Here is a 25,486-nt window from a genome sequence, read left to right on the forward strand (position 1 = left end):
CACCCTGGCGGCGTACGACATCGATCCCGCCCGCTGACGGGTCGTATGCCGCCACCCTCGGCCGAAGACCTGTTGTATGCCGCCACCCCCGGGCGGGACAACCTGCGGAACCAGCACCCTGGCGGCATACGACATCCGCGCCGAGCACTCTGGCGGCATGCGACATCGATCGCACCCGGTCACCCGTCGTATGCCGCCACCCCCGGGCGGGACAACCTGCGGAGCCAGCACGCTGGCGGCATACGACATCCGCGCCGGGCACAGTGGCGGCGTACGACATCGATCGCGCCCGGTAACCCGTCGTATGCCGCCACCCTCGGCCGAAGGCTTGTCGTATGCCGCCACCCTCGGGCGGACGGAGATGTCACATACCGCCACCCTCAGGCAGACGGCTCCTCGACGGCGGCCCCGACCCGGTTGGTGACGCGTACGGCGGCCGCGGGCAAGGTCCGGGGCAGGGTCTGGAGGTAGGCCGCGCTGACCAGCGCGATCACGGCGAGCACCCACCACACGGTCGTCGCGCCGTGGGCGAGCAACCAGGTGAAGGCGACGGGCGTGATCGCGCCGCCGATGCCCCAGCTCAGCTGGAACAGCGCGAGGTAGCGCCCGCGGAGGTGGTCGGGTGCGGCTTCCGCGGCGGCGGCGCTGAAGACCGGCCCGCCCGTCAGCTCGCCGAAGGTGTAGATCGTGGCGCCGACCAGCATCACGACCACCGCCAGCCACACCGGCAGCCAGCCCGCGACGACGAAGAGCGCGTAGCTCACGAGGAAGACGACCTGCGCGAGCCCCATCATCCGCGCGCGGACCTGCCCGGTCATGCGGCGTACGACGAGTCCCTGCCCGAGGCCGACCAGCGCGGTGTTGACCGTGAAGATCGCCCCGACCACCCACCCGGGCAGGTCGATGGTCTCGGCGACGTAGACCGGCAGCGCGAAGTTGAGCACCATCATCCCGGCCACGAAGCCGAACTGCCCGAGCACGAGGCGCAGGTAGGGGCGGTCGCGCAGGACGACGCGCCAGCCCTCGACCGGGGCGTCGTGGGCGACCGCGACCCGGTGGTCGGGGACGTCGAGGAGCAGGACGAAGGCGAGCACGAAGGTCACGGCGTTGATGACCACCACGGACTGGAACGCGACGTCGGTGCCGATCTGGAGCGCGATGCCCGCGAGCACCCCGCCCACGGAGTAGCCGAGGTTGCGGATCGCCTGGAGGAAGCCGAACCAGAGCTCACGCTCCCCCGGCGCCGAGATGGCGGTCACCACGTTGCCGAACGAGCCCCAGAAGGACTGCCGGCCGATGTTGAGCAGCACCGTCCACAGCGCGACCGCGAGCAGCGAGTCGGCCCACAGGTAGGCCAGCATCCCGACCGCCTGGATCAGGTTGCCGGCCAGCATCATCCGCCGCGGACCGAAGCGGTCGACGAGGCTGCCGATGACGAAGGCGCCCGGCATGGTCAGCAGCGCCGACAACGACATCGCCGACCCGATCTGCACCAGGGACAGGTCGGTCATCGCGAGGAAGTAGAGCAGCGTGATCGGCATGAACAGCCCGCTGCCGACGGTGTCGGCGACGATGGCCGTGACGAACCTGCGATGCTCCCCCACGCTGGGGAATCCGAGACGGGTCAGCACAGGGTCATCCTCGCCCATCCCTCGGACAGGGACGGAGACGCCGGGGTCGCCGTCACCGGTGGCCGTACGGCTCGAAGGTGGCCTGGTCGACCAGGTCCACGTCCGGGTCGGGGGCGGCGAACACGCCGTCGACCGGCGTGCCTCGCAGCCAAGCGAGCAGCGCCGCGGTGAAGGGGAGGTGCATCGCCGGCCCGGGATCGGAGTGGCGCGGCACCCACGCCAGCCGCCAGCGGTCCGGCAGCCCCTCGCGGACCCACCCCAGGACGTCCGCGTCGACCGAGTCGGCGAACGGGAGGAAGTCGTCGTCACGCAGTCCGCTGGACCTGAGGTCGTCGGGGTGCCCCACCCGCAGCCAGTCGCGCCAGGTGCCCGGTCCGTAGACCTCCATGAGCGCCCGGTAGTCCGCGGGCAGGCCCTCGTCGACGACCGTCGGTGCGCGACCCTCCGGCGGCGGCACCAGCACCTGCAGGGCCTTGAGGCCGCTCCCGGCGGTGAGGCCCTTGCGGCGCGGGTCGCTCCTCGCCGCGCGGTCAGGCGGAGTCCAGTACGACGCCGGCCGACCGCCGTACGCACGCTCGGCCGTCGCGGGCAGGGGGCCGAGCGCGTGGGCGTCCTCGCTCACCCCGGTGGTGACGAGCGCCTCGAGGAAGGCCAGGAGCGGCAGGCCGGTGCGGATCCAGCCGGCGTTGCCGTAGGCGCCGCGCGCGTGCGCCAGCACCACGACGGGCCAGACCTCGGGGTCGGCACCGGTGGTGTCCCAGAACAGGCCCTCGCCGCCACGGCCCGAGCCGAAGGGCAGCAGCCCGCCGCGCTTGGGGTGGAACGTCGGCGCCGGCAGTCCGGTGGCATCGCACGCGTCGCGCGCCTCGGACCGGACACCCGCCAGCTCCTTGTCGAAGGTCGGGTAGCCCGCCAGTCGGACGGGCGCGTGGATCCAGAGCCAGTCGCCTACGAAGAGCGAGCCGAACCGCTCCGCGAGCTCGCGGTAGGCAGTCGGCAGCGGCGTGCCGAGCCACCCCTCCACGCGCGGCCAGTCGATCCGCACCGGCTCCGGCGTCGCCGAGGACAGCAGGTCGTGCACGATTCCCCCGTTCACGGGCGCCAGCGTAGGGGCGTTGGTGCCGGGCGGTCCGTGGAATGGCGACTATGTTTCGGCACATGACGTTCTCGATCGTGGCCCGGTCCGACGACGGTGAGTCCTGGGGCATCGCGGTGGCCTCGAAGTTCCTGGCGGTCGGATCCGCGGTGCCGGCGGCCGCCGCAGGGGTCGGCGCCATCGCCACCCAGGCCGACGCCAACCTCGCCTACAAGTACGTCGGCCTGGCGCACCTCGACGAGGGCGCCACCGCCCAGGTCGCGCTCGACCGGCTGGTCGAGGAGGACGAGGGGCGCGACCACCGGCAGGCCGGCATCGTCGACTCCGACGGCAACGCCGCCACCTTCACCGGCCCCGAGTGCTTCGCCTGGGCGGGCGGGGTGACGGGCCGCAGCGGCGAGAGCGGCGGCTACGCCATCCAGGGCAACATCCTCACCGGCCCGGAGGTGGTCGAGGCGATGGAGACGACGTGGCTGGGGTCGGCCGACCTGCCGTTCGAGCGGCGCTTGCACGCTGCCCTGGCCGCCGGCGACGCCGCCGGTGGCGACCAGCGCGGTCGGCAGTCGGCGGCACTGCTCGTCGTACGGGACGGGGCCGGCTACGGCGGCAACGACGACGTCGCGGTCGACCTGCGCGTCGACGACCATCCCGACCCGGTGACCGAGCTCGCGCGTTTGATCGACCTCAACGAGCTCTACCTGACAGCGTCGACGCCGGAGGAGCAGGTGCCGGTCGACGACACGCTGATGGCCGAGCTCGAGGCGCTGGCCAAGGCCGCGGGCAAGGACAGCTTCCACATGTGGGTCGGCTCGGAGAACTACGAGATGCGCGTCGACTCCGGCGCGCGGCCCGCGTGGATCGACCGGCGGATCCTCGACATCATCCGGGGGGGAACCTCGTGAGCGTCCTCGCGATCGACGCCGGGACCACCGGCGTGACGGCCGTTGTCGTCACCCCCGACGGCCGGATCCAGGCCAAGGGCTACCAGGAGTTCCGCCAGCACTTCCCGCAGCCGGGCTGGGTCGAGCACTCGCCCGAGGAGATCTGGCAGGCGACGCTCGAGGCGACGCGCGAGGTGCTGACCAAGGTCGACTCCTCCGAGGTGACCGCGGTCGGCATCACCAACCAGCGCGAGACGATCGTGCTGTGGGACCGCGAGACCCTCGGCTCCCCGCGCCGCGCGATCGTGTGGCAGGACCGGCGTACGGCCGACATCTGCGACCGGCTGCGCAGCGACGGCCACGAGGACCGCGTCGCCGAGCTGACCGGCCTGCGGCTCGACCCCTACTTCTCCGGCACCAAGCTGATGTGGCTCGCCGAGCACGAGCCGCACACGTGGGCGCTGGTGGAGTCCGGGAGGTACGCCGTGGGCACCGTCGACTCCTACCTCATCGCCCGGATGACGCGCGGCACCTGGCACGTCACCGACGTCTCCAACGCGTGCCGCACCCTGCTCTTCGACCTCGACGCGGGTGACTGGTCCGACGAGCTCTGCGGGCTGTTCGGGGTGCCGCGCGACGCGCTGCCCGACCTGGTGCCCAACTGGGGCGAGGTGGCACCGACCGACCCGAAGTCCTTCCTCGGGCTGTCGCTGCCGATCGCGGGCATCGCCGGCGACCAGCAGTCCGCGCTCTTCGGGCAGACATGCTTCGAGGAGGGAGAGTCCAAGTGCACCTACGGCACCGGCTCGTTCATCCTCACCAACACCGGCGGCTCGGTCGTGCGCAGCGACGCCGGCCTCCTGTCGACCGCCGCGTGGCGCTCCCCCGACGGCGACATGACGTACGCGCTCGAGGGCGCGATCTTCGTGACCGGGTCGGCGGTGCAGTGGCTGCGCGACGGGCTCCAGATCGTCGGCAACGCCGCCGAGACCGCGGCGATCGCGCAGACCGTCGACGACACCGACGGCGTCGTGTTCGTGCCGGCGCTCACCGGGCTCGGCGCCCCGCACTGGGACCCGCACGCGCGCGGCATGATCATCGGGATCACCCGCGGCACCACGCGCGCCCACCTCGTGCGCGCCACCCTCGAGGCGATCGCCTTCGAGGTGCGCGACGTTCTCGAGACCCTGCCGGAGCTCTCGACCCTGCGCGTCGACGGCGGCGCTGCGGCCAACGACCTGCTCTGCCAGTTCCAGGCCGACCAGGTCGGGCGAGCGGTCGAGCGGCCGGAGATCGTCGAGACCACCGCCCTGGGCGCGGCGTTCCTCGCCGGGCTCGGCACGGGCGTGTGGGGCTCGACCGACGACCTGCGGGAGACGTGGGCGCTCGACCGGCGCTTCGAGCCCGGCGGCGACCGCGACGCGCTCGACGCGTCGTACGCCCGCTGGCAGGACGCCGTCGAGCGGTCGAAGGGCTGGGCTCAGTGAAAGCCTCGGTGGTCGAGTAGACCGCGAGCGCCAGCGAGCGGCCGTATCGAGACTAGAGCCGGTCCCGCGCGGCGCGCGCCTCGTCCACCTCGGCCTGCGCCTCCGCGACGGCCTCCTCGGCCTCGACCTGCGCGGCTTCGGCCTCACCCAGCTCCTCGTCGACCTCCTCGACCTCGGCCTCGAGCTCGGCGATCTTGCTGCGGAGCTCGTCGATCTCCGCCTGGAGCTGAAGCGTCTTGGCCCGCAGCTTCTCCACGGCCCGACGAGCGGACCGGTGCTCCTTCTCGCTCTCCGTCAGCACGACGCGAGCGTCGGCGAGCCGCTCGTCGGCGGCGGCGCGGGCCTTCTTGTCCGCGTCCGGGTCGGGTACGACGTGGAGCTGGGGCCTCTGCGTCGGGTCGGGAGCGGCCACCGGGCGGGGCTTCGCGCTGAAGCCGAGGGCCTTGGGAACGGCCACGGCGGCGCTGAGGTCGAGGTCGCCGAGACCGGTGGCCGCGAGTGAGGTCACCAGCATCCCGCTCCGCACCGCCTTGGCCGCGTCGGGCTCGAGCATGGCCGCGGTGAGGGTCGCCTCGATCTGGTCGGCGACGGCCTGGGTGGTCTTCACGCCCTCCTCGCGGGCCATCCGGCGCGCGGCCGTCGTCACCGACGCGGTCAGCTGCCGGCGCTGCTTGGTGAACTCCCGCAGCTGCGTGGCGTCGAGGTTGTCCTGCGCGTCACGGAGCGCCGCACCGACGGCCAGGACCTGGTCGACCTGGTCGGGGTCCCGGCGCACGAGGAGGTTGACCACCCACGCCGCGACCGACGCCTTGCGGAGTCCCTTGACCGAAGCGGCCAGCGCCTTGTCGGCCTTGTGCTCCTTCGCCAGCGCGTCGCGGGCGGGCGTGAAGTCCGCCAGCGGCAGCGCGTAGAGGTCGTCGGCGATCTCCAGCAGCGGGTCGGGCATGGGTCGATCCTAGGGAGCGGCGTACTCGAGCTCGGTGGGGTACGGCGGCCACGGGCACTCCTGGCTCACTCCAGTGGGCGCCCAGCCGAGAGACTCGTAGAGCGCGCGGGCCCGGTGGTTCTGCTCCAGCACCCACAACCTCGTCGCCCCGGCCGCCTCCGCACGCGCGAAGCCCTCCCGGCCCAGGCCAGCGCTCCAGTGGTCCGGCCGCACGGCGAGGTGCCGCAGGTTCGTGCCGTCGTGGGCCGCCAGTGCCACCATCCCCTGCTCGTCGTCGACCACCTCGACGACGACCGTCGGGTCGTCGAGGAGCAGCGCCCAGCGCGCGAGCACGTCGTCGTCCGGGTAGGGCAGCTCGCCGAACACGTGCGCCAGCCCGGTCTGGCTGGCGATCCGCTCGAGGTCGCGCAGCGCGACCGCGTCGGCCTCGGTGGCGCGTCGCCAGATGGTCATGGCCGGCCCGCCTCGTCCCATGCCCGGTGCGCTGTCGTCGTACGCTCCCAGAGCGACTCCCACTCCGCGTCGGTCATGTCGTGCACAGGCACGAGCAGCTCGTCGACCAGCGCGCCACGCCACTCGTCGTACGTCGTGAGGTCGCGCTGCTCCCTCGAGGTCGGCGTCATCTCCTGCAGCACGCAGCCACGCAGCGCGAGCAGCCGCGGGCCCTCGATCCTCTGGGCCACCACGATCCGGCGGAACGACGAGTCCTCGCCGAGGCTCAGCTGTCGGTGGGTGGCCGCGACGGCCGCCGGGCCGTGGTCGCGCGAGGTCACGACGATGCCCTGGATCACGCCGCCGGGCAGGTGGCGGTAGGTCCACGCGGCGGGTCCGGTCGGGCGTCCCGCAGCCTGGGCGCCGTAGCCGGCCCCGATGCCGTACGACCACCCGTCGACGTCGTGGTCGTCACGGACCAGCGGCAGCGGCTCGGCGAAGCCCTCCCCCAGGCCGGCGTCGGGCCACCAGTGCCCGCCCGGGTTGGCTGAAGTCGGCAGCCCGGAGACGACCAGCACGACGTGGTTGAGGAAGGGGTCGAGCTGCGTCTCGGGGCGAGCCCAGACGTGGCCGTGGCGGCGGCTCACGGAGAAGCCCAGCTCGGTCAGGAGCCACTCCAGGGCGGCGTTCTGGTGGAGGCAGTAGCCGAGCCGGCCGCCGCTCCGGATCCGGGCCAGGCACGCCTCGGCGTCGACCGGGTCGGGCCGACCGAGCATGATCGAGAGGTTGTCGTAGGGGATCCGCGCGACGTGGGCGCGGTGCACCTCGCGGAGCCCGGCCAGCGTGGCTTGCGGGCGGTCGGTCAGACCGAGGCGGTGCAGGTAGGCGTCGAGGTCGCTCGCCGTCACGACTCAGCTTCGTCGAGACCGTGCTCGATGGCCCACCGGGTGAGCTGGACCCGGTTGTTCATCTGGAGCTTGCGCAGCGTGTTCTGGACGTGGTTCTGCACGGTGCGGTGGGACAGCACGAGACGTCCAGCGATCTGCTTGTAGCTCATCCCGGTCGCGACCATCTTGAGGATCTCGGTCTCGCGCTCGGTGAGCTGGTCGCGCGGGTCGTCCGCGGGACCGTCGGCGATGCGGCGGAACTCGCCCAGCACCAACCCGGCCAGCCCGGGAGTGAAGACCGCCTCACCCTCGGCAACCCGGGTCACCGCGTCGACCAGCTCGGCGCTGGAGGCGGACTTCACCAAGTAGCCCGTCGCGCCGGCCTTGATCGCCTCGAGGACGTCGGCCTGCTCGCCGCTGGCCGAGAGGATCAGCACACGTGCCGTCGGGTCGAACTCGAGCATCATGCTCGTGACCTGCACCCCGGTGTTGTCGGGCAGCTGGAGGTCCAGCACGACGACCTGCGGCGCCGCCGCCGGGAACCGCGCCATCGCCTCGCGTCCGTTGGACGCGACCGCCACGACATCGTGCCCTGCCGCCTGCAGGTCGCGCTCGACCGCGTCACGCCACATCGGGTGGTCGTCGACCACCATCACCCTCACCATGATGCTCCCCTCCCAGAGATGTGGGCTGATCGTAGACCTGCTGTCCGAGGAAGGGGCACGCGTCCGGCTCCCAACAACTAGTCTCGCGGCGTGCCAGAACAGAACGACCTTGATGCACGTGCATCAGAGCACTGGCTCGTCGAGCGCCGTGTCCGCGTGTATCCACGCCTGTTCCTAGCAATGTTCATACTGGCGGCGCCCTTGTACGCCCTGACCTTTGAGGGTGGGCTTGACGGCCGGGGAAGGCCCCCGGGCACCGACTTCATCGCGTTCTGGTCCGCCGGCCGATTCGCTCTCGACGGGCACGCTGCGGACGCGTGGGACTTGGATCTGATCGGCGCTTTCCAGCTCAGCATGTTTCCTGGCCTCTCCGGGCCGACGCAGTGGGCGTACCCGCCAACCACCTTGCCCTTGGTCATCCCGTTCGGGGCATTGCCGCATCTCACGGCGTACGTCACTTGGGTGGTCGTCGGCCTGGGACTCTTCTTGGGCGTCCTCTCAACCCTGCTCCGCAATCGGCAGTACTCGTGGCCAATCGCACTCGCGTTTCCAGGGCTGTGGCTGGGTATCCCGAGCGGACAGATCCAGTTCTTCGTCGCAGCGCTCCTGGGAGCCGCGCTGATTCTTCTGCCGCGCCGACCTGTGCTCGCCGGTATCCTGATCGGCCTGTTGGTGATCAAACCGCAACTCGGCGTTCTGCTCCCGGTCGCACTGCTCGCGGGTCGCGAGTGGCGTGCCTTTGCCGCCGCTGCGAGCACGTCCGTCGTGGCGTTCATCGTCAGCACGGGAGCTTTCGGCATGACTGCCCTCGAGAGTTGGTGGAGCAGCCTAGGTGTGCTTGGCGAGGCCATCGACGACGGGACTGCCCCCATCTATAAGTTCGTCACGCCGTATATGGGGTTGCGCCTTGTAGGTCTGCAGGAGGTGCCTGCCCTCGTGCTACACACCGTGGTCGCCCTGCCGGTCGCATTGGTCGTCTGGCGGCTGTGGCGTCGACCCGCCGATCCGATGGTGCGGAACTCAGCCACTGTCATAGGCACATTCCTGGTCACTCCCTACGCCGCTGACTACGACCTGGCGGTGCTGGCCTTCCCCATCGCCTGGATGGCGATCATGGGCCAGAGGCACGGATGGCTGCGCGGCGACCGCAACCTCCTGGTCGCAACGTGGCTCCTGCCTGCCATCACCGGACCGATCGCGTTGATCACCCACGTGACCATGACGCCCTTCCTCATGGCCCTCCTACTGCGGCAGTTGTGGGTTCGGGGCAGCCGGAAGGCGGACGCGGAGCATGTCGATCAGATTGCCGCCGGCGGGACGTAGCGCCCACGTCGGTGGAACAACGGGTCCGTCTCGTCGCCGACGACGACTTCGCGCAGCGTGCACGTCACCAGACGCGACCAGCCGACCTCGACGTCTGACTCGACCTCGAGCGTGGCCCACGTGGTGGCGTGCGCGAGGCGCGGTCCGTGGTCGGTCGCGACCCACTCCGCCATCCGCCACGGACCGCCCGGCGCCGGCGCGACGCCGGCGAAGGCGTCCGCCAGGTCCCGGTCTCGCCACGTCAGGAGCTGCAGCACGCCGCGTCCCGTCTCCAGCAGTACGTCGGCGAGGTCGGAGTCCGGGTCCAGCAGGGCCAGCACCCGACCGGGCTCACCGCCGGCGACCATCCACGACGAGACCGTGAGGCCTGCCCGCGTGCCCTCGACCGAGCCGGCCGTCCAGAGCGAGACCGTGCCGCCGAGGCGCCCGCGTAGGCGGCGCACGGGGTCGCGCTCACCCTCCGGCTCGAGGAACGGGTGGGTGGTGTGGATGGTCACCCGGTCACGCTAGCGGCACCCGGAGCTCCCACTCGGTGCCCCATGGGCCGCTGTCCATCACGGCCGTGCCGCCGAGGTCCTCGACGCGGCCACGGATGGACGACACCACGCCGAGCCGTCCCTCCGCCTCGGCCTCGTCGAGCCTGCCGGGCGCGATGCCGGGTCCGTCGTCGCGCACCGAGATGGTGATCGTGTCAGGCGCCGCCTGGGCCAGCACCCAGGCACTGGCGTCAGGCCCGACATGGGCGAGGACGTTGTCGAGGCAGGCCCGGACTGCCGCGACAGTCTCCGTCGCCACGTTCTCGTCCACGAGGAGCGCGCCGCCCGGCGTGGCGACCTCGACCCGAACGGGGTGGGCGGTGGCCATCGCCTCGAGAGCGCCCGCCAGGTCGACCTGCCCACCCGCGGCGGTGGGCACGGTGTCCTGCTGGCGGATCAGGGAGCGCAGGTTGCGCTCCTGCTCCCCCGCTAGCCTCCCCAGCTCGGCCCACTCACCGCCCGCAGCCGATCCGCGTCGCTGGGTCATCGTGAGCACCTGGAGCACGCCGTCGTGCACGGCGCGGGCCAGACGCGTACGTTCCTCGGCCGCCGCGGCGGCGTGCTCGGCCGCGTCGCGCTCGCGAGCCATCCGCTGCAGCGACTCGCACATGTAGCCGACGATCGGCCCGCCGATGAGGACCAGGAAGACGTTGCCGTAGTTGCCCTGGTCGACCTCCGTGCGTGGCAGGAGGTCGACCGCAGACAGCAGGACCGCTGCGGCGAGCCCGCCCTTCCAGTGCCAGTGGATGGCCCAGGCCAGCAGGGCTCCCATCACCCAGAAGCCCGGGATCGTGGCGTTGAAGTCAGGGGTCTTGACCAGCGGGGTCACGGCGATGGCTGCCACCGCGATCGCGAGGTCGGCGACCAGCAGGACCGGCGTACGCCTCGCACGGTCGTGGTAGAGCCAGATCGCCACAGCGGTCCACACGGCCAGCGCCAGGACGATCGCCAGACCGATGCTCGGGTGCTGGAAGTTGTCGCGCCGGTAGGCGTTGAGGCCGACCATGTTGATGGTGACCACGACCCGCACGAGGGCGAGCGCCGAGTGGAGCCGGTCCTCGACCGCCAGTGCCGAGTCCGCGCGAGGCGCGGGGGCCAGGCGGTTCGGGTAGGCGCTCAGGACGCCTTCTGCTCCGGCCCGCCGGCCTTCTCCCGCTCGGCCAGCTCTGCGGCCGCCTGCTTGGCCTTCTCCTTGTCGAGCTCCTTGGCCTTGCTGGCGTAGAGGTCGACGTACTCCTGGCCGGAGAGGCGCATGATCTCGTACATGATCTCGTCGGTGATCGAGCGCAGGATGTAGCGGTCGTTCTCCATCCCGGCGTAGCGGGAGAAGTCGAGGGGCTTGCCGAATCGCACGACCGGTCGGGTCCAGGTGCCGTAGACCTTGCCGGCCGGGGCGACCACGTCGGTGCCGACGACGGCACACGGGATCACCGGCGCACCGGTCTCCAGCGCCAGCCGGGCCACCCCGGTCTTGCCGCGATAGAGCTTGCCGTCGTGGGAGCGCGTGCCCTCGGGGTAGATGCCGAACAGGTCGCCCTCGGCGAGGATCTTCATCGCCGACTTCATCGCGCCCTCGGCAGCGTTGGCGCCGGAGCGGTCGATCGGCACCTGGCCGGCCCCGGAGAAGAACTTCTTCTGGAACCAGCCCTTGATGCCGGGTGTCGTGAAGTACTCAGCCTTGGCGACGAAGGTGACCCGCCGGTTCAGGGTCAGCGGCATGAACAGCCAGTCGGCGTACGACAGGTGGTTGCTCGCGAGGATCGCCGGCCCCTCCTCCGGCACGTGGTCCACGCCGTAGGCCTTGGGCCGGAAGACGAGGCGGAGCACCGGCCCGAGGGCGATCCACTTCAGGAACCAATAGAGCACGTGCCGAGCCTAGCCCTGGTCCGCAGTGACGCGTTCGATGAACTCAGCGGACTCGTCGAAGATCCGCTGGGCGTCGTTGTCGAGAGTCGCCACGTGGTAGCTGTTCTCGAGCACGCGCTCCTCGAAGTCCTTCGACGACAAGCCCGCGTTGAGCGCCCGGGACGACGAGATGTCGACCACGTGGTCCTCGGCCGAGCGGAAGAAGAGGACCGGGATCGTGACCTTCGGCAGGTCGCGGCGGAGCTCGGCGTAGCCCTTGAACATCGACGCGGCCGCCTTCAGGGGCGTCGTCGGGTAGCCGTGCTCGTCGGCACCCGGCTTCTTGATGTCGTTGGCGATCCCCGGGAAGCCAGGCACCACGTGCTTGAGCAGCGGCAGCAGCTTGACGTCCTTGCGCAGCGTGTCGACCGCCGCGTTGACGATGCAGATCCCGGCGAGGCCCTCACCCTTGTCCGCCGCCAGGCGCAGGCACAGCGCACCGCCCATGGACAGGCCGACGGCCACCACCGCGTCGTTCTCGGCGGAGAGCTTCTCGTACGCGTCCTCGACCGTCGCCACCCAGTCGGCCCATGTGGTCTTGTTGAGGTCGTGCCAGCGCGTGCCGTGGCCGGGCAGCAGCGGCATCTCGACGGCGTACCCACGGGCTGCGAGGTCCTCGGCCCACGGCCGCATCGAGACCGGGTTGCCGGTGAAGCCGTGCTGGACGAGCACGCCGATGCGTCGACCGCCGGTGAGCTCCGGCTTCGCGGGGGTGGACATCGGGGCGACCAGTGCCGGGTCGAGGGGGGCGTCGGGCGCGCCGCGGAACGGGATCTTCACGCGCACAGTGTGCACCACCCGTCGCCCGCGTCTCGCTGAGCGAACCAGGCGAGTTACCGGTCAGTTGGTGAGGCGAGCTCCCTGCTCGGCGGTCGAGTGGCCGCGAGGAACGAGCGGCCGTATCGAGACCCAGTCCCCACCACACCGCTACCGTTGTCGCGTGACGACGCCTGGCGACGAGAGCCGCACCGAGCTGGCGTGGCGCGAGATCGTGGAGCACTACGGCGAGCGCCCGGTGCTGCACGACGACGAGCCGCCGACGGCAGCTCGCAAGGGCGAGGACGATGCGCGCGACCGGGAGCCGCTGGCCGACCACCTCGTCGACGACGATAAGGTGGAGGTCCGCGAGGAAGCGATCGCCGAGCGCTTCCAGCCGCCGGCCCCGCCGCCGTTCCCGCGACCTCGCACCTGGCAGCGGGGCGTGGCCTGGGCGGGCATCTTCGTGCCCCCGGTGCTCGCCCTCGTGATCGGGCTGCTCTCGATCTACGTGCACCCGCTGTTCGGCTGGGCGCTCGTGGTGTGGTTCGTCGGCGGCTTTCTCTTCCTCGTGCGCGAGATGCCGCGCGGCCGCGACCCCTGGGACGACGGCTCCCGCATCTGACCTACCGCACGAGAAGGGCCGCGCCGATCATCCCGGCCTGCGGCCCGAGCTGCGCCGCGACCAGCGAGGGCACGGCGCGATGGGCGGCGCCCACGAGGTTGCGCTGCAGCGCCGAACGCGCGCGATCGAGGAGCTTGTCACCGGCGGCGGAGACACCGCCACCGATGACCACCACCTCGGGGTCGAGCGCTGCGACGAGGTTGGCCACGCCCACACCCAGCCACTCGCCGACGGTCGCAAAGGCCGCCCGGGCGACCAGGTCGCCCTCCTCCGCGGCCGAGGTCACCATCGGCCCGGTGACCCGCTCAGGAGAGCCGCCACTCATCTCGTCCAGCACCGACGGCTGCTCGGCCATGAGTGCGCGTGCATTGCGGACCAGTGCGTTTCCAGAGGAGTACTGCTCCCAGCAGCCCTTCTTGCCGCACTCGCAGGCCTGCCCGTCCGGAACGACCTGCATGTGGCCGAACTCCCCGGCCATGCCGTTGGCGCCACGCAGCACGTTTCCGTCGAGCAGGACCGCTCCGCCGATGCCGGTGCCCATGGTGATCATCAGGGCGGAGGTGGCGCCCCGGGCAGCGCCGTGGTGGGCCTCGGCTCGCGCCGCGCAGTTGGCGTCATTGTCGAGTGCCACAGGACAATCAAGACGTTCTTCCAGCAGCCGTCGGAGCGGCTCGCCCTGCCACGGAAGGTGGGGGGCGAACATCACCCTCTCCCCCCGCGAGTCGACGAAGCCCGCCGCTGCCACACCCACGCCCGCGAGCGGTCGACCTCCAGCTGAACCGAGGATCGCCTCCACCAGGGCGTCCTCCACCTGGGCGGTCACCACCCGTCGTCCCGGTGTCGTCCGGAGCGCGGTGCTCGACACGCGCCCCTGGGCATCCACGACTCCGGCCAGCACCTTCGTACCGCCGATGTCGACGCCGACGACCACCCCAGACTCCATGCGCGACATCCTCGCGTACGGTGCCGGCTCGACCGACGGACCACCGGACTAGTCACTTCGGGCCATCTTTCGCAGTGACCAGGCAGAAGTGTCGTCAATCGAGCGACAGGCAGGGGCCACGGCTCGTACGGTGAACGACGACAAACTCGGGGAAAGGGGATCTCATGCGCGAGTTAATGCGTCGACGCGGTCGCAACGAACGAGGCGCCGCGGCCGTAGAGTTCGCGTTGGTGGTTCCCGTCCTGCTGGTCATCGTGATCGGCATCTTCAACTTCGGGTTTGTGCTGGCGCAGCAGATCTCGCTCAACAACGGCGCCCGACAGGCCGCTCGCTACGCGGTGGTCGACGGACCTACCTGTGCCGACGTCGTGACCGAAGCTCGCAACGGCGCCGAGACGATCGGGATGAGCGCGAGCCAGGTGCCGACGCCCACCGTCACTCCGTGCTCGAGCAGTACCGCCAAGCCATGCGCCGGGGCTGCCGTCGGGACCAACATCACCGTGACGATGGTGAGGAGCGCACCTTGGACCGTCACCTTGTTTCCGTTCAACCTCATCCCGACACCCACCCTGACCGGCAAGGGCGTGATGAGGTGCGAGTTCAAATGAGGTTCTCCGCGTGCCGTGACGAATCGGGCGCCACCATGGTGCTGGTGGCTCTGGTCACGACAGCCCTGCTAGGCATGCTGGCCTTCACGGCAGACCTCGGTATGGCCTATGCGAACAAGCGCCAGCTCCAGACCGCCGCCGACGCCGCCAGCCTCGGGGCCGCCGGCGTGTTCGCGTCGAGTCAAAAGTACGCCTGCGCGGAGGTTCTGACTGACAAGTCAGCGGCTGCGAATGGTGAAGCCAGCACCAAGGTCATCCAGAACACACCGGGGACGGGCAACGCATCGCTCACGACGTACAGCGCGACGTGCACAACCAAAGGCATCGAGGTCACCGCTACCGTCGGAGGGACCAGCGCCAACTTCTTCGGCAAGGTTCTCGGGCGGTCGTCCGACTACCAGGTCGAGCGCAGCGCGACTGCCGTGGTCGAGCCGTCGACGGGCGGAACGGCGGTCCGACCCCTTGCCATCTGCTCAGGAGACCTGCCGTCGCCCATCTCTGCGGGGACGCCGTTCTCCATCCGGCTGCCCGGCGAGGGGACTGCGCCCCCTGGAAGCTGTCCGATCCCTCCCAACGCGGGCAACTGGTGGACCTTGGACTGCCCGGATGAAGGGAGCGATGACGGCTCGGTCGGCAACGGAAACGGCAACTCGGCCCTGGTGGAGCAGATCAGAGACGGCTGCCCGAAGCCGGTTTCCATCGTGCCCAACCAGCTCGACGTCAACGGCAACTACGTGTCCCCCAGCGCACTCAACACAGTGCTGGCGTCGGCATGTCCGAGTGTGTCCACGTCAGCCCCGTACCAGTGCCTGGGCGGTGACCCCGGGCAGCCTGACGCCGGACAGGTCGAGAACTCGTGGAAGTACCTCATCGACAACCGGGTTCAAGCGCTTATCCCGGTCTTCTGCGCGCCTTCGCAGTGCGACCACAGTTCCGTGACCGGCACCGGTACCAACGCGGTCTTCCCGGTGCACAAGTTCGTCGGTGTCACCGTGTGCGGCTATCACTTCGGGAAGCAGCCGAACAAGCGGTACCGTGCGACGTTGTCAGCTCCGGACGTTTGCTCGCCTGCCTCCAGCCAGCTCGACCAGTTGGAGAACAACGCGACTGACGAGAGTGTGTACCTGGTGGTGGTCTTCCTCAACGCGCAGACGTCGGGGAGCACTCTTCCAGCCGCCTGTGCCGTCGGCGGGACCTGCGACACCGGCGTGCGTCAGGTCCGCCTGGTCCGGTAGCCGGACGGACTCACTCGTCCTCGGGCCACTCGTCGCCGAGGTCGATGTGCTCGACGTCGCTACCGCGTGCGCCAGAGGAGTCAGACGTCGCCATGACCGCTGCGGCTGCGTGCACCAGCGACGTCACCGCTGTGGTCAGGTGCGCTTTCACCTCGGGGCTCAGCTGCCGCACCGCGTGGACCGTCCGGCAGAGCGGGCACACCGTGCACTCCGCCGCCCCGGTCGCCAGGTGCTCGTTGACGTCGTGCGCGGCGGCAGCGGCATGAGCGGCGAAGCCGGACAGCCCGTCGCCCGCCTCCGTAGCCTGCTCCCGCGCCCAGCCGGAGAGTGCGCCGAGCAGCTTCGCCGCCTCCTCCCCCAACGATCCGACGTCGTCGGCGCCCCCAGCGTCGGTCACGTGGTCTCCTCGGAAGTCGTGGGGGTGGTGGGTTCGGTGAACCTGACCTGCAGCTGTCCGTCGTGCACACGCGCCCCGGCCACGCGGTGTCTCGCCAGCCCGGACGGCAGCGTCAGGAGGCGACGATACGACGCGACGGACACCACGAGCTCGTCGCCCTTCCGGGCGAGACGTACGTCGTCCTGGGCGGCCAGGGGCAGCGGGAGCGACAGGACGCGGCCCCCGGCGGTCGAACGGACGCTCATCGCCGGATGGGCGGGTCCGCTCGCCAGCGGGTCGGTGTCGCCGTACACCTGCCGCGCCAGGTCGAGGAGCTCCTCGCGGCCCACCGGCTCGGAGGCCCGGTAGACCGACGTCCAGAGGTCCAGCCCGGCGAAGGAGTCCGCCGCGTCCTCCAGTACCCGAGCCTGCGCCTCGACCCACGTCGTACGCCAAGGGTCGGCGCCGCCGTCCGGGAACACGCGATTCACGATGGCCGCGTCGACGGTGTAGCCGAAGAGCGTCAGGAACGTGTAGGCCCGCCGGGCCTCGGCGAGCACCACTGATTCCGGGGTCAGGACGAGGCGGACCGACGTCTCCGGCCCGGTCAGCACGGCTCGTACGTCGTCGAGCTCGGCGTGCAGCCGCTCGATCGCGTCGAACACCGAGTCCCCGGGCATCGGCACCCCGGCCGCGCGGGTGAGCACCGGCTTGAGCGCTTTGACGACGCGTCGCTCGACCGGCAGCACGCGGGTCATGTACCACCCGAGGGCCTCGGGCAGCGCGAGCAGGCGGAGGGTCTCTGCGGTGGGCGCGCAGTCCACGACCAGCACGTCCCACTCCCCCGACTGCGCCTGGGCGCGGACCTCCAGCAGGGCCAGCACCTCCTCGGCGCCGGGGATCACGGTGAGCTCCTCCGCGGCGACGGGGTCGACGCCGGCGACGTCGAGGACGCTGAGCAGGTAGCCCTGGATGTCGGCCCACGAGCGCTCGAAGCGCTCCTGCGCGTTCACGTGCTGCACCCAGAGGTTCGGGGCGGCCTCGCTGGGCTCGCCGGTGGCGGGCACGTCCAACGCGTCCGCCAGCGAGTGCGCCGCGTCCGTCGACAGCACCAGGGTGCGATGACCGGCGGCGGCGCTCGCGCAGGCCGTGGCTGCGGCGAGGGTCGACTTCCCGACGCCGCCCTTGCCGGTGAACAGCAGGATCCGCATGTGGGACCCGGGTGTCAGAGCGACTCGACGCGCTTCTTGAGGCCCTTCAGCGCGGTGTCGATGAGGATCTTCTCGCCCTTGCGCTTGAGCATGCCGATCAGCGGGATGCTCACGTCGAGAGCCAACCGGTAGGTGACCTCGGTGCTGCCGTCGCCCTGGTCCACGAGCGTGTAGGCACCGTCCAGCATCTTGAGCATCTGCCCCTCCACGAGGGTCCAGGTGACCTCGCGGTCGCCGTCCCAGTCGTAGGCGAGGGTGTACTGGTCCTTGATCGGTGAGACGTCCAGCGCGAAGTAGACCTGCTCCGCACGCCCGCCGGTCCCGGCCGCGACGACCTCGGCGGTCTGCACGCCCTTGGCCCACTCGGGGTAGGACTCGAAGTCCGCGATGACGGCCATGACATCGGCCGGAGGGGCGTCGATGGTGATCGACGACGAGGTCTGTTCGGCCATGGCCGGAGCCTAGCCGACCCACCGGGCGTGTTCGGTGCCCGGATGCGAGCGATAGCCTGCGCTTCGCCGTGACACCAAGCAGGAGGTTCCATCGTGCGTGAGTTCTCCACGCCGCTCTCGATCATCATCCCCACGACCGGGAACCTCACCGACGACGTCGTCACCAACGCGCGCGAGGCCGGCTCGACCGCGGTGTTCAGCCATCGTACGAGCGACGGCTGGGTGGATGTCACGGCTGCCGAGTTCCACGACGAGGTGTGTGCGGTCGCCAAGGGGTTGATCGCCGCTGGCGTCGAGCCCGGCGATCGCGTCGCCCTGCTGTCCAAGACGCGCTACGAGTGGACCCTGTTCGACTACGCCATCTGGTTCGCCGGCGCGGTCACGGTCCCCATCTACGAGACCTCATCGGCCGAGCAGATCGGCTGGATCCTCCAGGACTCGGGCACCCGTGCCGTCGTCGCCGAGGGTCCGGAACACCTCGCGCGGGTCCGCGAGGCCCGGCAGTCGGGCGACCTGACCGAGCTCCAGCACGTCTGGTCGATCCAGGACAACGCCGTCGACGTGCTGGGCCGCCTCGGCTCGGACATCTCCGACGAGGTCCTCGAGGAGCGACGCACCTCGGCCTCCCCGCTCGACCTGGCCACACTCATCTACACGAGTGGCACCACCGGCAAGCCCAAGGGCTGCATGCTCACGCACGGCAACTTCATGTTCGAGCTGGGCGTCGCCGTCGACGAGCTGCACGAGCTCTTCGACAAGGAGGGCGCCTCCACGCTCCTCTTCCTGCCGCTGGCCCACGTCTTCGCCAGGATCATCCAGGTAGGTTGCGTCAAGAGCCGGACCAAGATGGGACACAGCGCCGACATCAAGAACCTCGTCGCCGACCTGGGCGAGTTCAAGCCCACCTTCATCCTCGCCGTGCCTCGCGTCTTCGAGAAGGTCTTCAACACCGCCTCCCAGCGCGCCACGGCCGACGGCCGGGGCAAGATCTTCGACCGCGCCGCCGACACCGCGATCGCGTACTCCCGTGCCCTCGACTCCAAGCGCGTGCCCCTGCGGCTCCGAGCGCAGCACGCGCTCTTCGACAAGCTGGTCTACGGCAAGCTCCGCCAGGCGCTGGGCGGCTCGTGCGCGTACGCCATCTCAGGCGGCGCGCCGCTCGGCGACCGCCTCGGCCACTTCTACCGCGGCATCGGCCTCGTCGTGCTCGAGGGCTACGGCCTCACCGAGACCACCGCCGCGCTGTCCGCCAACCTCCCCGACGCCACGAAGATCGGCACCGTCGGACGGCCCCTGCCCGGCACGAGCGTGCGCGTCGCCGACGACGGCGAGCTGCTGTTCAAGGGGGGTCAGGTCTTCGCCGGCTACTGGGGCAACGAGGCCGCCACGTCGGAAGCCATGAACCGCGACGGCTGGTTCCACACGGGCGACGTCGGCGAGGTCGACGACGAGGGCTTCGTGCGGATCACCGGTCGCAAGAAGGAGATCCTGGTGACCGCCGGCGGCAAGAACGTCGCCCCCGCCGTGCTCGAGGACCGCCTCCGTGCCCACGCCCTCATCGACCAGTGCCTGGTCGTCGGCGACGGGCAGCCCTTCATCGGCGCCCTGGTGACCATCGACCGGGAGACCTTCCCGGCGTGGGCCGAGCAGCACGGCAAGTCCGGCGACGTCGCCGACCTCGTCGAGGACGAGGACCTCGTCGCAGCGGTGCAGGAGGCGGTCGACGAGGCCAACAAGGCCGTCTCCAAGGCCGAGTCGATCCGCAAGTTCACGATTCTGCCCGGCGAGTGGACCGAGGAGGGTGGACAGCTCACCCCCAGCCTCAAGCTCAAGCGCAACGTGGTGGTCCGTGAGGCTCGATCTGAGATCGAAGCTCTTTACTTTGCATGAGCCGGGCTAGACCATGACTAGGTCGGACTAGTCACTTCGGGCTACTCAGACTCCAAGTTCGGGTGGTTTGGCCGGTTTAGCCTCCGAGGCACCACACGTCCCTCTAGATTCGCTGCGCTGGGAGGGTTCTGGGGCCCGTTTCACACCTCGCCCTGGATCCACCTCGCGCCCGGGATCTCCGACAGCGGAGGTTCCACGACCCGCGAAGGACCGCATCATGGCTCGCCGATCCGTTCTCCTCCTTGTCGCCGCCCTCATCGCACTTGCTGGCACGGCCATGATCGTGCTGTATGTCCAAGGCATCGACGCGCGTGCCACCAAGGACCAGGAGCTCGTCGAGGTTCTCGTTGCCGCCGACGCCATCGAGACGGGCGAGTCGGTCGCCGACGCCCAGGAGGCAGGCAAGATCGAGAAGACTGAAGTACGCCGTGCCGACATGGTGGACGGAAGCCTCTCCTCAACCTCGTCCATCTCCGACCTGGTCGCCATTGGCGCCATCTACCCCGGTGAGCAACTCATCGCCAAGAAATTTGGCAGTCTCGGTGACACCGAGAGCCTTGTCATTCCAGACGACAAGATGGCGGTGTCGGTGGAGCTCACCGACTTCGAGCGGGTGGCGGGCTTCGTCAACCCGGGCAATGAGGTCGCCGTCTTCGCGACGCCGCAGGACCTGACAGCGCTCCTACCGGACGGGAAGGACCGTCAGCTCGGTGACTACACTCGCATCGTTCTGACCCGTGCCCCCGTTCTGGGCGTCGGCACGACGAGTGTCACCTCGCGGACGACGAAGACGGAGGACGGCGAGCAGGTCGCCGAAGAGGTGGCCCGGACGATCCTGACACTGGGGGTGAGCCAGGACGACGCAGAGAAGTTGATCCAGGCCGACCGAAACAGCGACCTCACCTTCGCCCTCCTGACGGACGACAGCAAGGTGTCGGACGGTCCCGGAGCGAGGCCCAGCGACCTCTTCCCCGAGCTCTTCCGGAGCCTCCGGCCGTGACCGCCGTCCTGGAACCTGACGCAGCCCAGCGGGGCATCCTTCAAGCGATGCTTCACGGATCAGTCGCCTTCGCGGACGTCGAAGGGCTGGACAAGCACGTCCGTACTGCCGCGAACGAGTTCGCCGTTGTGATCGGACCTTCCGTCCCGGCCGAGGCTGCTGCCGAGCTCGCGCAGTGGGCTCGGGTGCACCGGCCCGACCTCGGCGTCATCTTGCTTCGGCACACAGTCGACAGCAATGCATTGGCGCTGGCGCTGCGAAGCGGCATGAGGGAAGTCGTCGCCGCTCGTGACTTGGCCGGGATCACAACCGCCGTGCAGCGCGCGCGCAGCGTCGCCAACGCCATCGGACAGACCTTGCTTGACGAGGCGCAAGCCGCAGCGGACACGGCCCGGGCACAGGTGGCGGCGGAGGCGGAGCACGCCGCCGCGATCGCTCAAGCGGAGGCAGAAGCCCCGCGAGGAAAGGTCATCACGGTGTTCTCCACCAAGGGTGGAGTGGGCAAGAGCCTCGTTGCCACCAATCTCGGCGTGGCTCTCGCTGACTCAGGCCGAAGCGCCTGCCTGGTTGATCTCGACGTCAACAGCGGCGATGTCGCGATCATGCTCCAGCTCACTCCCCAACGCACCATCAACGACCTCGTCGGATTCAACGGCGTCATCGAGGAGGAGGGAATCACGTCGATCCTCACCCGCCACTCCGACAACCTGTCGATAGTCGCGGCACCCGTGCGGTTGGACTCCCCGGACCAGGCGTCGATCGAGGACATCAGCAAGCTCGTCGACGCCCTGCGACGCATGGTTGACTTCGTCGTCATCGACACGTCCGGGGTGTTCGACGATCATGCGCTTTGTGCGCTCGACAAGTCCGACGTCATCGTCCTTGTCGGCACTCTCGACATCCCCTCGCTCAAGGCCCTCAAGCTGGCAACGAGCACGCTCGAGGTCCTCAACTTCCCCAAGTCGACTTGGCGGTTCGTGCTGAACCGAGCGGACGGAAAGGTCGGGTTGAGCGCCGACGAGTACGAGAAGACACTCGGCCTCAAGGCCGACGCATCGTTGGTCTCGAGCCGAGAGGTTCTCGCCGCAGTTAATCGAGGTGAGGCACTCGTGCACGCCTATCCCAACCACCCGAACTCCAAGACCCTCGTCACGCTCGCCACGGGCGTGGCTGCCGGTTTGGCGCATGCAGCCAGCGCGGACGAGGGCGCACCATCCAGTCGGAGGTCCGGCGGCTCCCGACTTCGTCTGAGGAGAGCCTGACATGAGTCTGACCGACCGCCTCGCTGCCGCACGCAGCCGAAACACCGAACCGTCTCCCGCCACCAGTTCCGACGGCCGTGGTGCCGCTCCAGCGTCTGGCCACTCCCCCGCCGTTCGGGCCAGCGGAGGCGACCACACCCCGGCCAAGCGGTCGCCGAGCCCAAAGGCCGACCCGTTCCAGGACCTTAAGCGAATCGTCCACCAGCGGCTCGTGGAGGCGCTCGGCCCCAAGCTCTACGACGCCCACATGACCCAGTCCGAGCTCGAACAGCAGGTCCGGCTGGCGTTGCAGACCGCCATTGCCGACGCGGATATCCCCATGTCATCGGCCGATCGAACGCGCATCTCCCAGGAGATTGCTGACGACATCCTCGGCTACGGCCCCATCGAACCGCTGTTGCGCGATCCCAGCCTGTCCGAGGTCATGGTGAACTCGTTCCAGGACATCTACGTCGAGCGAAGCGGCAAGCTCGTGCGAGTCGACACCGCGTTCACCGATGAGTCGCACCTGCGCCGTACCATCGACAAGATCGTCAGCAAGATCGGTCGTCGTGTCGATGAGACGAGTCCGATGGTCGATGCCCGACTGCCCGACGGCAGCCGCGTCAATGCCATCATCCCGCCGCTGGCACTCGACGGGTCCAAACTCACCATTCGCAAGTTCTCCGAGGACCCCTACACCGTCGAGGACCTGATCAGCTTTGGCACGCTGACCCGCCCCTCGGCCAACCTGCTCGAAGGTTGCGTGCGTGGTCGCCTCAACATCCTGGTCTCTGGCGGCACGGGCGCAGGCAAGACCACCACCCTCAACGTGTTGTCCTCGTTCATCCCCGATGACGAGCGCATCGTGACCATCGAGGACGCGGCCGAGCTCCGGCTCGTCCAGGATCACGTACTTCGCCTCGAGTCTCGGCCTGCCAATATCGAGGGCAAGGGCGCAGTCACGATTCGCGACTTGGTGAAGAACTCGCTGCGCATGCGGCCCGACCGGGTGGTCGTCGGTGAGATCCGTGATGCAGCTGCGCTAGACATGCTGCAAGCGATGAACACCGGACACGACGGGTCGATCTCGACTCTGCACGCGAACACTCCTCGAGACGCGCTCGCCCGTCTGGAGACCATGGTGCTGATGGCCGGCATGGACCTCCCCGTGCGAGCGATCCGCGAGCAGGTCGCCAGCGCCGTCGACCTCATCATTCAGCAGACCCGCCTCAAGGACGGCACCCGTCGCATCACGGCGATCACCGAGATCGTCGGCATGGAAGGCGACATCATCACCACGCAGGACGTGTTCCTCTTCGACTACGCCGCTGGCCTCGACGAGAACGGGAAGTTCAAGGGAGGCCTGAAGACGACGGGCCTGCGACCGCGCTTCCTTGAGCGCCTCGCCGACCATGGCGTGCACGTCGACCCTGCTGTCTTCGCCACAGGCGGATCCCTGCGATGACCCGGATTCGCGCCCCACGGATGGCCCGTCTCGCCGCGGCGTGGGTTGCCGGTGGGTTGATCGCCCTCACCGGGACCGCCCCGGCACACGCAGCGGGCGAGATCAACATCGACCACGTCGAGTCTGTCGACGGGGACATCTCCTTGGTATTGGCGGTCGATGGCGTGCCGGCCGGCGCCGACGTCGACCCTTCCTCGGTGCAGGTGGAGGTCGACGGCATGGCCGTTGACTCGACAGCCAAGGTCATCACATCAGGCGACGTCGAACGCACCACGGTGCTGGTGCTCGATGCCAGCAACAGCATGGCCCAGGGCGGCAAGTTCGCCGCTGCGATCGCCGCAGTGGACGCGTTCCTCTCGGCCGCGCCCGAGGACGTGCGGATCGGGCTGGTCACCTTCGCCGGCGAGCTGGGTTCGGTGATCGAGCCGACCACCGACCACGAAGCCCTTCGCTCCGAGCTCTCCGGGCTCACGCTCCAGAAGGGCACGGCCGTCTACGACGGCATCGCCGAGGGGCTCGACCAGGTCGGTAGCGAGGGCTCACGGTCTCTCCTGGTGCTCTCCGACGGCGGTGACACCAGCAGCGCCACCACGCTCGACGTCGTCAGCAGGGAGGCGGCCGACGACGGGGTCGTGGTGGACGTGGTCTCCCTCGCCAATCCCAAGAACGCTGCCACGATGGCCGACCTCGCCGAGGGTACGGGAGGACAGGTGGTGCCGGCTGAGCAGAGTGCGCTCGAGTCGGTGTTCTCAGCCCAAGCTGACGCGTTGGCCAAGCAGCTCGTGGTCACCTTCGACCGCCCCGAGGACAGCGCCAGCGAGGTGAACCTCGGCGTGAGCGTCAACGCCGGCGGCACGTCCTACTCCGACTCTGCATTCGTCTCCATCGGTGCCGCCAGCACAGCACCCGACTTGGTGGACTCGGGCAAGTCTTTGGTCGGCACTCCCGGCATGCTGCTGGGGGCGCTGGCACTCGCTCTGGGCTTCGGGGGCATCCTTGCCGTCGCCATCGCGGGTCCGAACAAGTCGTCCGCGGACCGCCGGATCGAGGCGTACTTCGGCGAAGCCGGCAAGGCGAAGCGGAGATCTGATGCCAGCGCAGATCTCAGAGGATCTGCGGTCGCGCTGACAGACAAGGTTGTCTCGGCGGACTTGGAGACCCGCATTTCCCAGCGGCTTGCCGGAGCCGGCTCCGCGCTCACCGCCTCCGAGTGGTTGCTTCTCCATGCAGGCATCGCGGTCGGTAGCGCGGTGGTCGGTTTCATCCTCAGCGGCGGCGGCCTGGCGTTTCTCGGATTCTTGCTCGGCGTCGCCATGCCGTGGCTCTACCTCAAGTTCCGGCACTCGCGTCGGCTCAACCGGTTCAACGGTCAGCTCGCTGAGACGCTCGGCCTTATGGCCGGCGGACTCCAGGCCGGGCTCTCACTCCCGCAGGCGGTCGACAGCGTCGTGAGAGAGGGGAACGAGCCGATGGCGGGCGAACTGCGCCGCGCACTGGTCGAGCAGCGCTTGGGCGTCGACATCACGGACGCGCTGGATGGTGTCGGGCAGCGCATGGACAGCGCCGACTTCGAATGGATCGTGATGGCGATCCGGATCCAGCGCGAGGTGGGCGGCAACTTGGCGGAAATCCTCCACACCGTGGCCGACACACTGCGTGAGCGAGAGTACCTCCGGCGACAGGTCAAGGCACTGTCGGCCGAGGGACGGCTGTCGGGGTACATCCTGACCGGTCTCCCGCCCCTGATCGGTGTGTACATGACCTTCGCCAACCCCGAGTACATCCGGCTTCTCTACACGACCCTGCCGGGCTTTATCCTGCTCGGTCTGGCAGCAGCGCTTCTCGCTATGGGATCGTTCGCGATGGCGAAGCTCGCAAAGGTGGAGGTCTGA

General features: G+C 69.5%; 25 protein-coding genes. 11 read left to right on the forward strand and 14 right to left on the reverse strand.

Annotation, left to right across the window (positions count from 1 at the left end; translation table 11 throughout):
- Window positions 1–380 precede the first annotated feature (380 nt).
- A complete protein-coding gene (locus ACS3YM_RS10335; RefSeq protein ID WP_439936360.1) occupies window positions 381–1,631 on the reverse strand; it encodes an MFS transporter in 1,251 nt (416 codons plus the stop codon).
- 52 nt (window positions 1,632–1,683) lie between these two features.
- On the reverse strand, window positions 1,684–2,727 hold the full coding sequence (locus ACS3YM_RS10340; protein WP_439936361.1) for an SMI1/KNR4 family protein: 1,044 nt from the start codon (window positions 2,725–2,727) through the stop codon (window positions 1,684–1,686).
- A gap of 62 nt (window positions 2,728–2,789) precedes the next feature.
- Between ACS3YM_RS10340 and ACS3YM_RS10345 the strand changes: the two genes are divergently transcribed.
- A complete protein-coding gene (locus ACS3YM_RS10345) occupies window positions 2,790–3,629 on the forward strand; it encodes a DUF1028 domain-containing protein (protein WP_439936362.1) in 840 nt (279 codons plus the stop codon).
- Window positions 3,626–5,095 (forward strand): glycerol kinase GlpK, encoded by a 1,470-nt coding sequence (gene glpK, locus ACS3YM_RS10350; RefSeq protein ID WP_439936363.1) that lies wholly within the window; start codon window positions 3,626–3,628, stop codon window positions 5,093–5,095. Before ACS3YM_RS10345 ends, glpK begins: the two co-directional genes overlap by 4 nt.
- Window positions 5,096–5,147: 52 nt before the next feature.
- Here glpK and ACS3YM_RS10355 read toward each other — a convergent pair whose 3' ends face one another.
- The 4 genes from ACS3YM_RS10355 to ACS3YM_RS10370 are packed head-to-tail and all read right to left on the reverse strand — an operon-like array spanning window position 5,148 to window position 8,013.
- On the reverse strand, window positions 5,148–6,041 hold the full coding sequence (locus ACS3YM_RS10355; protein ID WP_439936364.1) for a hypothetical protein: 894 nt from the start codon (window positions 6,039–6,041) through the stop codon (window positions 5,148–5,150).
- A gap of 9 nt (window positions 6,042–6,050) precedes the next feature.
- A complete protein-coding gene (locus ACS3YM_RS10360) occupies window positions 6,051–6,494 on the reverse strand; it encodes an N-acetyltransferase family protein (RefSeq protein ID WP_439936365.1) in 444 nt (147 codons plus the stop codon).
- Window positions 6,491–7,381: an arylamine N-acetyltransferase family protein gene (locus ACS3YM_RS10365; protein ID WP_439936366.1), complete on the reverse strand. Its 891-nt coding sequence runs from the start codon at window positions 7,379–7,381 to the stop codon at window positions 6,491–6,493. The genes ACS3YM_RS10360 and ACS3YM_RS10365 overlap by 4 nt, the downstream gene beginning before the upstream one ends.
- Entirely contained in the window at window positions 7,378–8,013 is a 636-nt protein-coding gene (locus ACS3YM_RS10370) for a response regulator (RefSeq protein WP_439939867.1), read from the reverse strand. Before ACS3YM_RS10370 ends, ACS3YM_RS10365 begins: the two co-directional genes overlap by 4 nt.
- Before the next feature lie 102 nt (window positions 8,014–8,115).
- Here ACS3YM_RS10370 and ACS3YM_RS10375 point away from each other — a divergent pair, with 102 nt between their 5' ends.
- Complete coding sequence (locus ACS3YM_RS10375) at window positions 8,116–9,348, forward strand: glycosyltransferase family 87 protein (RefSeq protein WP_439936367.1); 1,233 nt, start codon at window positions 8,116–8,118, stop codon at window positions 9,346–9,348.
- Here the strand turns inward: ACS3YM_RS10375 and ACS3YM_RS10380 are convergent.
- From ACS3YM_RS10380 to ACS3YM_RS10395, 4 genes are read right to left on the reverse strand one after another with little or no spacing between them, the layout of a single operon-like run.
- Complete coding sequence (locus ACS3YM_RS10380) at window positions 9,324–9,845, reverse strand: flavin reductase family protein (RefSeq protein ID WP_439936368.1); 522 nt, start codon at window positions 9,843–9,845, stop codon at window positions 9,324–9,326. The two genes, ACS3YM_RS10375 and ACS3YM_RS10380, sit on opposite strands and share 25 nt — an antisense overlap.
- A 4-nt stretch (window positions 9,846–9,849) precedes the next feature.
- Window positions 9,850–11,004, reverse strand: a complete 1,155-nt coding sequence (gene macS, locus ACS3YM_RS10385; RefSeq protein WP_439939868.1) for a MacS family sensor histidine kinase — start codon at window positions 11,002–11,004, stop codon at window positions 9,850–9,852.
- Window positions 11,001–11,750: a lysophospholipid acyltransferase family protein gene (locus ACS3YM_RS10390; RefSeq protein WP_439936369.1), complete on the reverse strand. Its 750-nt coding sequence runs from the start codon at window positions 11,748–11,750 to the stop codon at window positions 11,001–11,003. The genes macS and ACS3YM_RS10390 overlap by 4 nt, the downstream gene beginning before the upstream one ends.
- Window positions 11,751–11,759: 9 nt before the next feature.
- Window positions 11,760–12,569 (reverse strand): alpha/beta hydrolase, encoded by an 810-nt coding sequence (locus tag ACS3YM_RS10395; protein WP_439936370.1) that lies wholly within the window; start codon window positions 12,567–12,569, stop codon window positions 11,760–11,762.
- 160 nt (window positions 12,570–12,729) lie between these two features.
- Here ACS3YM_RS10395 and ACS3YM_RS10400 point away from each other — a divergent pair, with 160 nt between their 5' ends.
- A complete protein-coding gene (locus tag ACS3YM_RS10400) occupies window positions 12,730–13,170 on the forward strand; it encodes a hypothetical protein (protein WP_439936371.1) in 441 nt (146 codons plus the stop codon).
- A gap of 1 nt (window position 13,171) precedes the next feature.
- Here ACS3YM_RS10400 and ACS3YM_RS10405 read toward each other — a convergent pair whose 3' ends face one another.
- A complete protein-coding gene (locus tag ACS3YM_RS10405; protein ID WP_439936372.1) occupies window positions 13,172–14,113 on the reverse strand; it encodes an ROK family protein in 942 nt (313 codons plus the stop codon).
- 164 nt (window positions 14,114–14,277) lie between these two features.
- Between ACS3YM_RS10405 and ACS3YM_RS10410 the strand changes: the two genes are divergently transcribed.
- Window positions 14,278–14,721, forward strand: coding sequence for a TadE/TadG family type IV pilus assembly protein (locus ACS3YM_RS10410; protein ID WP_439936373.1), 444 nt, complete (start codon window positions 14,278–14,280; stop codon window positions 14,719–14,721).
- Window positions 14,718–15,956 carry a pilus assembly protein TadG-related protein gene (locus ACS3YM_RS10415; protein WP_439936374.1) on the forward strand — a complete coding sequence of 413 codons (1,239 nt, stop codon included), beginning with the start codon at window positions 14,718–14,720 and terminating at the stop codon, window positions 15,954–15,956. The genes ACS3YM_RS10410 and ACS3YM_RS10415 overlap by 4 nt, the downstream gene beginning before the upstream one ends.
- A gap of 10 nt (window positions 15,957–15,966) precedes the next feature.
- Here the strand turns inward: ACS3YM_RS10415 and ACS3YM_RS10420 are convergent, their stop codons facing one another.
- The 3 genes from ACS3YM_RS10420 to ACS3YM_RS10430 are packed head-to-tail and all read right to left on the reverse strand — an operon-like array spanning window position 15,967 to window position 17,995.
- Window positions 15,967–16,353: a hypothetical protein gene (locus tag ACS3YM_RS10420; protein ID WP_439936375.1), complete on the reverse strand. Its 387-nt coding sequence runs from the start codon at window positions 16,351–16,353 to the stop codon at window positions 15,967–15,969.
- Window positions 16,350–17,543, reverse strand: a complete 1,194-nt coding sequence (locus ACS3YM_RS10425; protein ID WP_439936376.1) for an ArsA family ATPase — start codon at window positions 17,541–17,543, stop codon at window positions 16,350–16,352. Before ACS3YM_RS10425 ends, ACS3YM_RS10420 begins: the two co-directional genes overlap by 4 nt.
- Before the next feature lie 14 nt (window positions 17,544–17,557).
- Window positions 17,558–17,995, reverse strand: coding sequence for an SRPBCC family protein (locus tag ACS3YM_RS10430; protein WP_439936377.1), 438 nt, complete (start codon window positions 17,993–17,995; stop codon window positions 17,558–17,560).
- A gap of 93 nt (window positions 17,996–18,088) precedes the next feature.
- Between ACS3YM_RS10430 and ACS3YM_RS10435 the strand changes: the two genes are divergently transcribed.
- The 5 genes from ACS3YM_RS10435 to ACS3YM_RS10455 all read left to right on the forward strand — a co-directional run bounded on the left by ACS3YM_RS10435 (window position 18,089) and on the right by ACS3YM_RS10455 (window position 25,486).
- Window positions 18,089–19,885: an AMP-dependent synthetase/ligase gene (locus ACS3YM_RS10435; RefSeq protein ID WP_439936378.1), complete on the forward strand. Its 1,797-nt coding sequence runs from the start codon at window positions 18,089–18,091 to the stop codon at window positions 19,883–19,885.
- 217 nt (window positions 19,886–20,102) lie between these two features.
- On the forward strand, window positions 20,103–20,885 hold the full coding sequence (cpaB, locus tag ACS3YM_RS10440; protein ID WP_439936379.1) for a Flp pilus assembly protein CpaB: 783 nt from the start codon (window positions 20,103–20,105) through the stop codon (window positions 20,883–20,885).
- Complete coding sequence (locus ACS3YM_RS10445; protein WP_439936380.1) at window positions 20,882–22,147, forward strand: AAA family ATPase; 1,266 nt, start codon at window positions 20,882–20,884, stop codon at window positions 22,145–22,147. The genes cpaB and ACS3YM_RS10445 overlap by 4 nt, the downstream gene beginning before the upstream one ends.
- Window position 22,148: 1 nt before the next feature.
- On the forward strand, window positions 22,149–23,594 hold the full coding sequence (locus tag ACS3YM_RS10450) for a CpaF family protein (RefSeq protein ID WP_439936381.1): 1,446 nt from the start codon (window positions 22,149–22,151) through the stop codon (window positions 23,592–23,594).
- Window positions 23,591–25,486 (forward strand): type II secretion system F family protein, encoded by a 1,896-nt coding sequence (locus tag ACS3YM_RS10455; protein WP_439936382.1) that lies wholly within the window; start codon window positions 23,591–23,593, stop codon window positions 25,484–25,486. Before ACS3YM_RS10450 ends, ACS3YM_RS10455 begins: the two co-directional genes overlap by 4 nt.

The organism is Nocardioides sp. N13(2025) (assembly GCF_051912545.1).
GTDB lineage: Bacteria > Actinomycetota > Actinomycetes > Propionibacteriales > Nocardioidaceae > Nocardioides.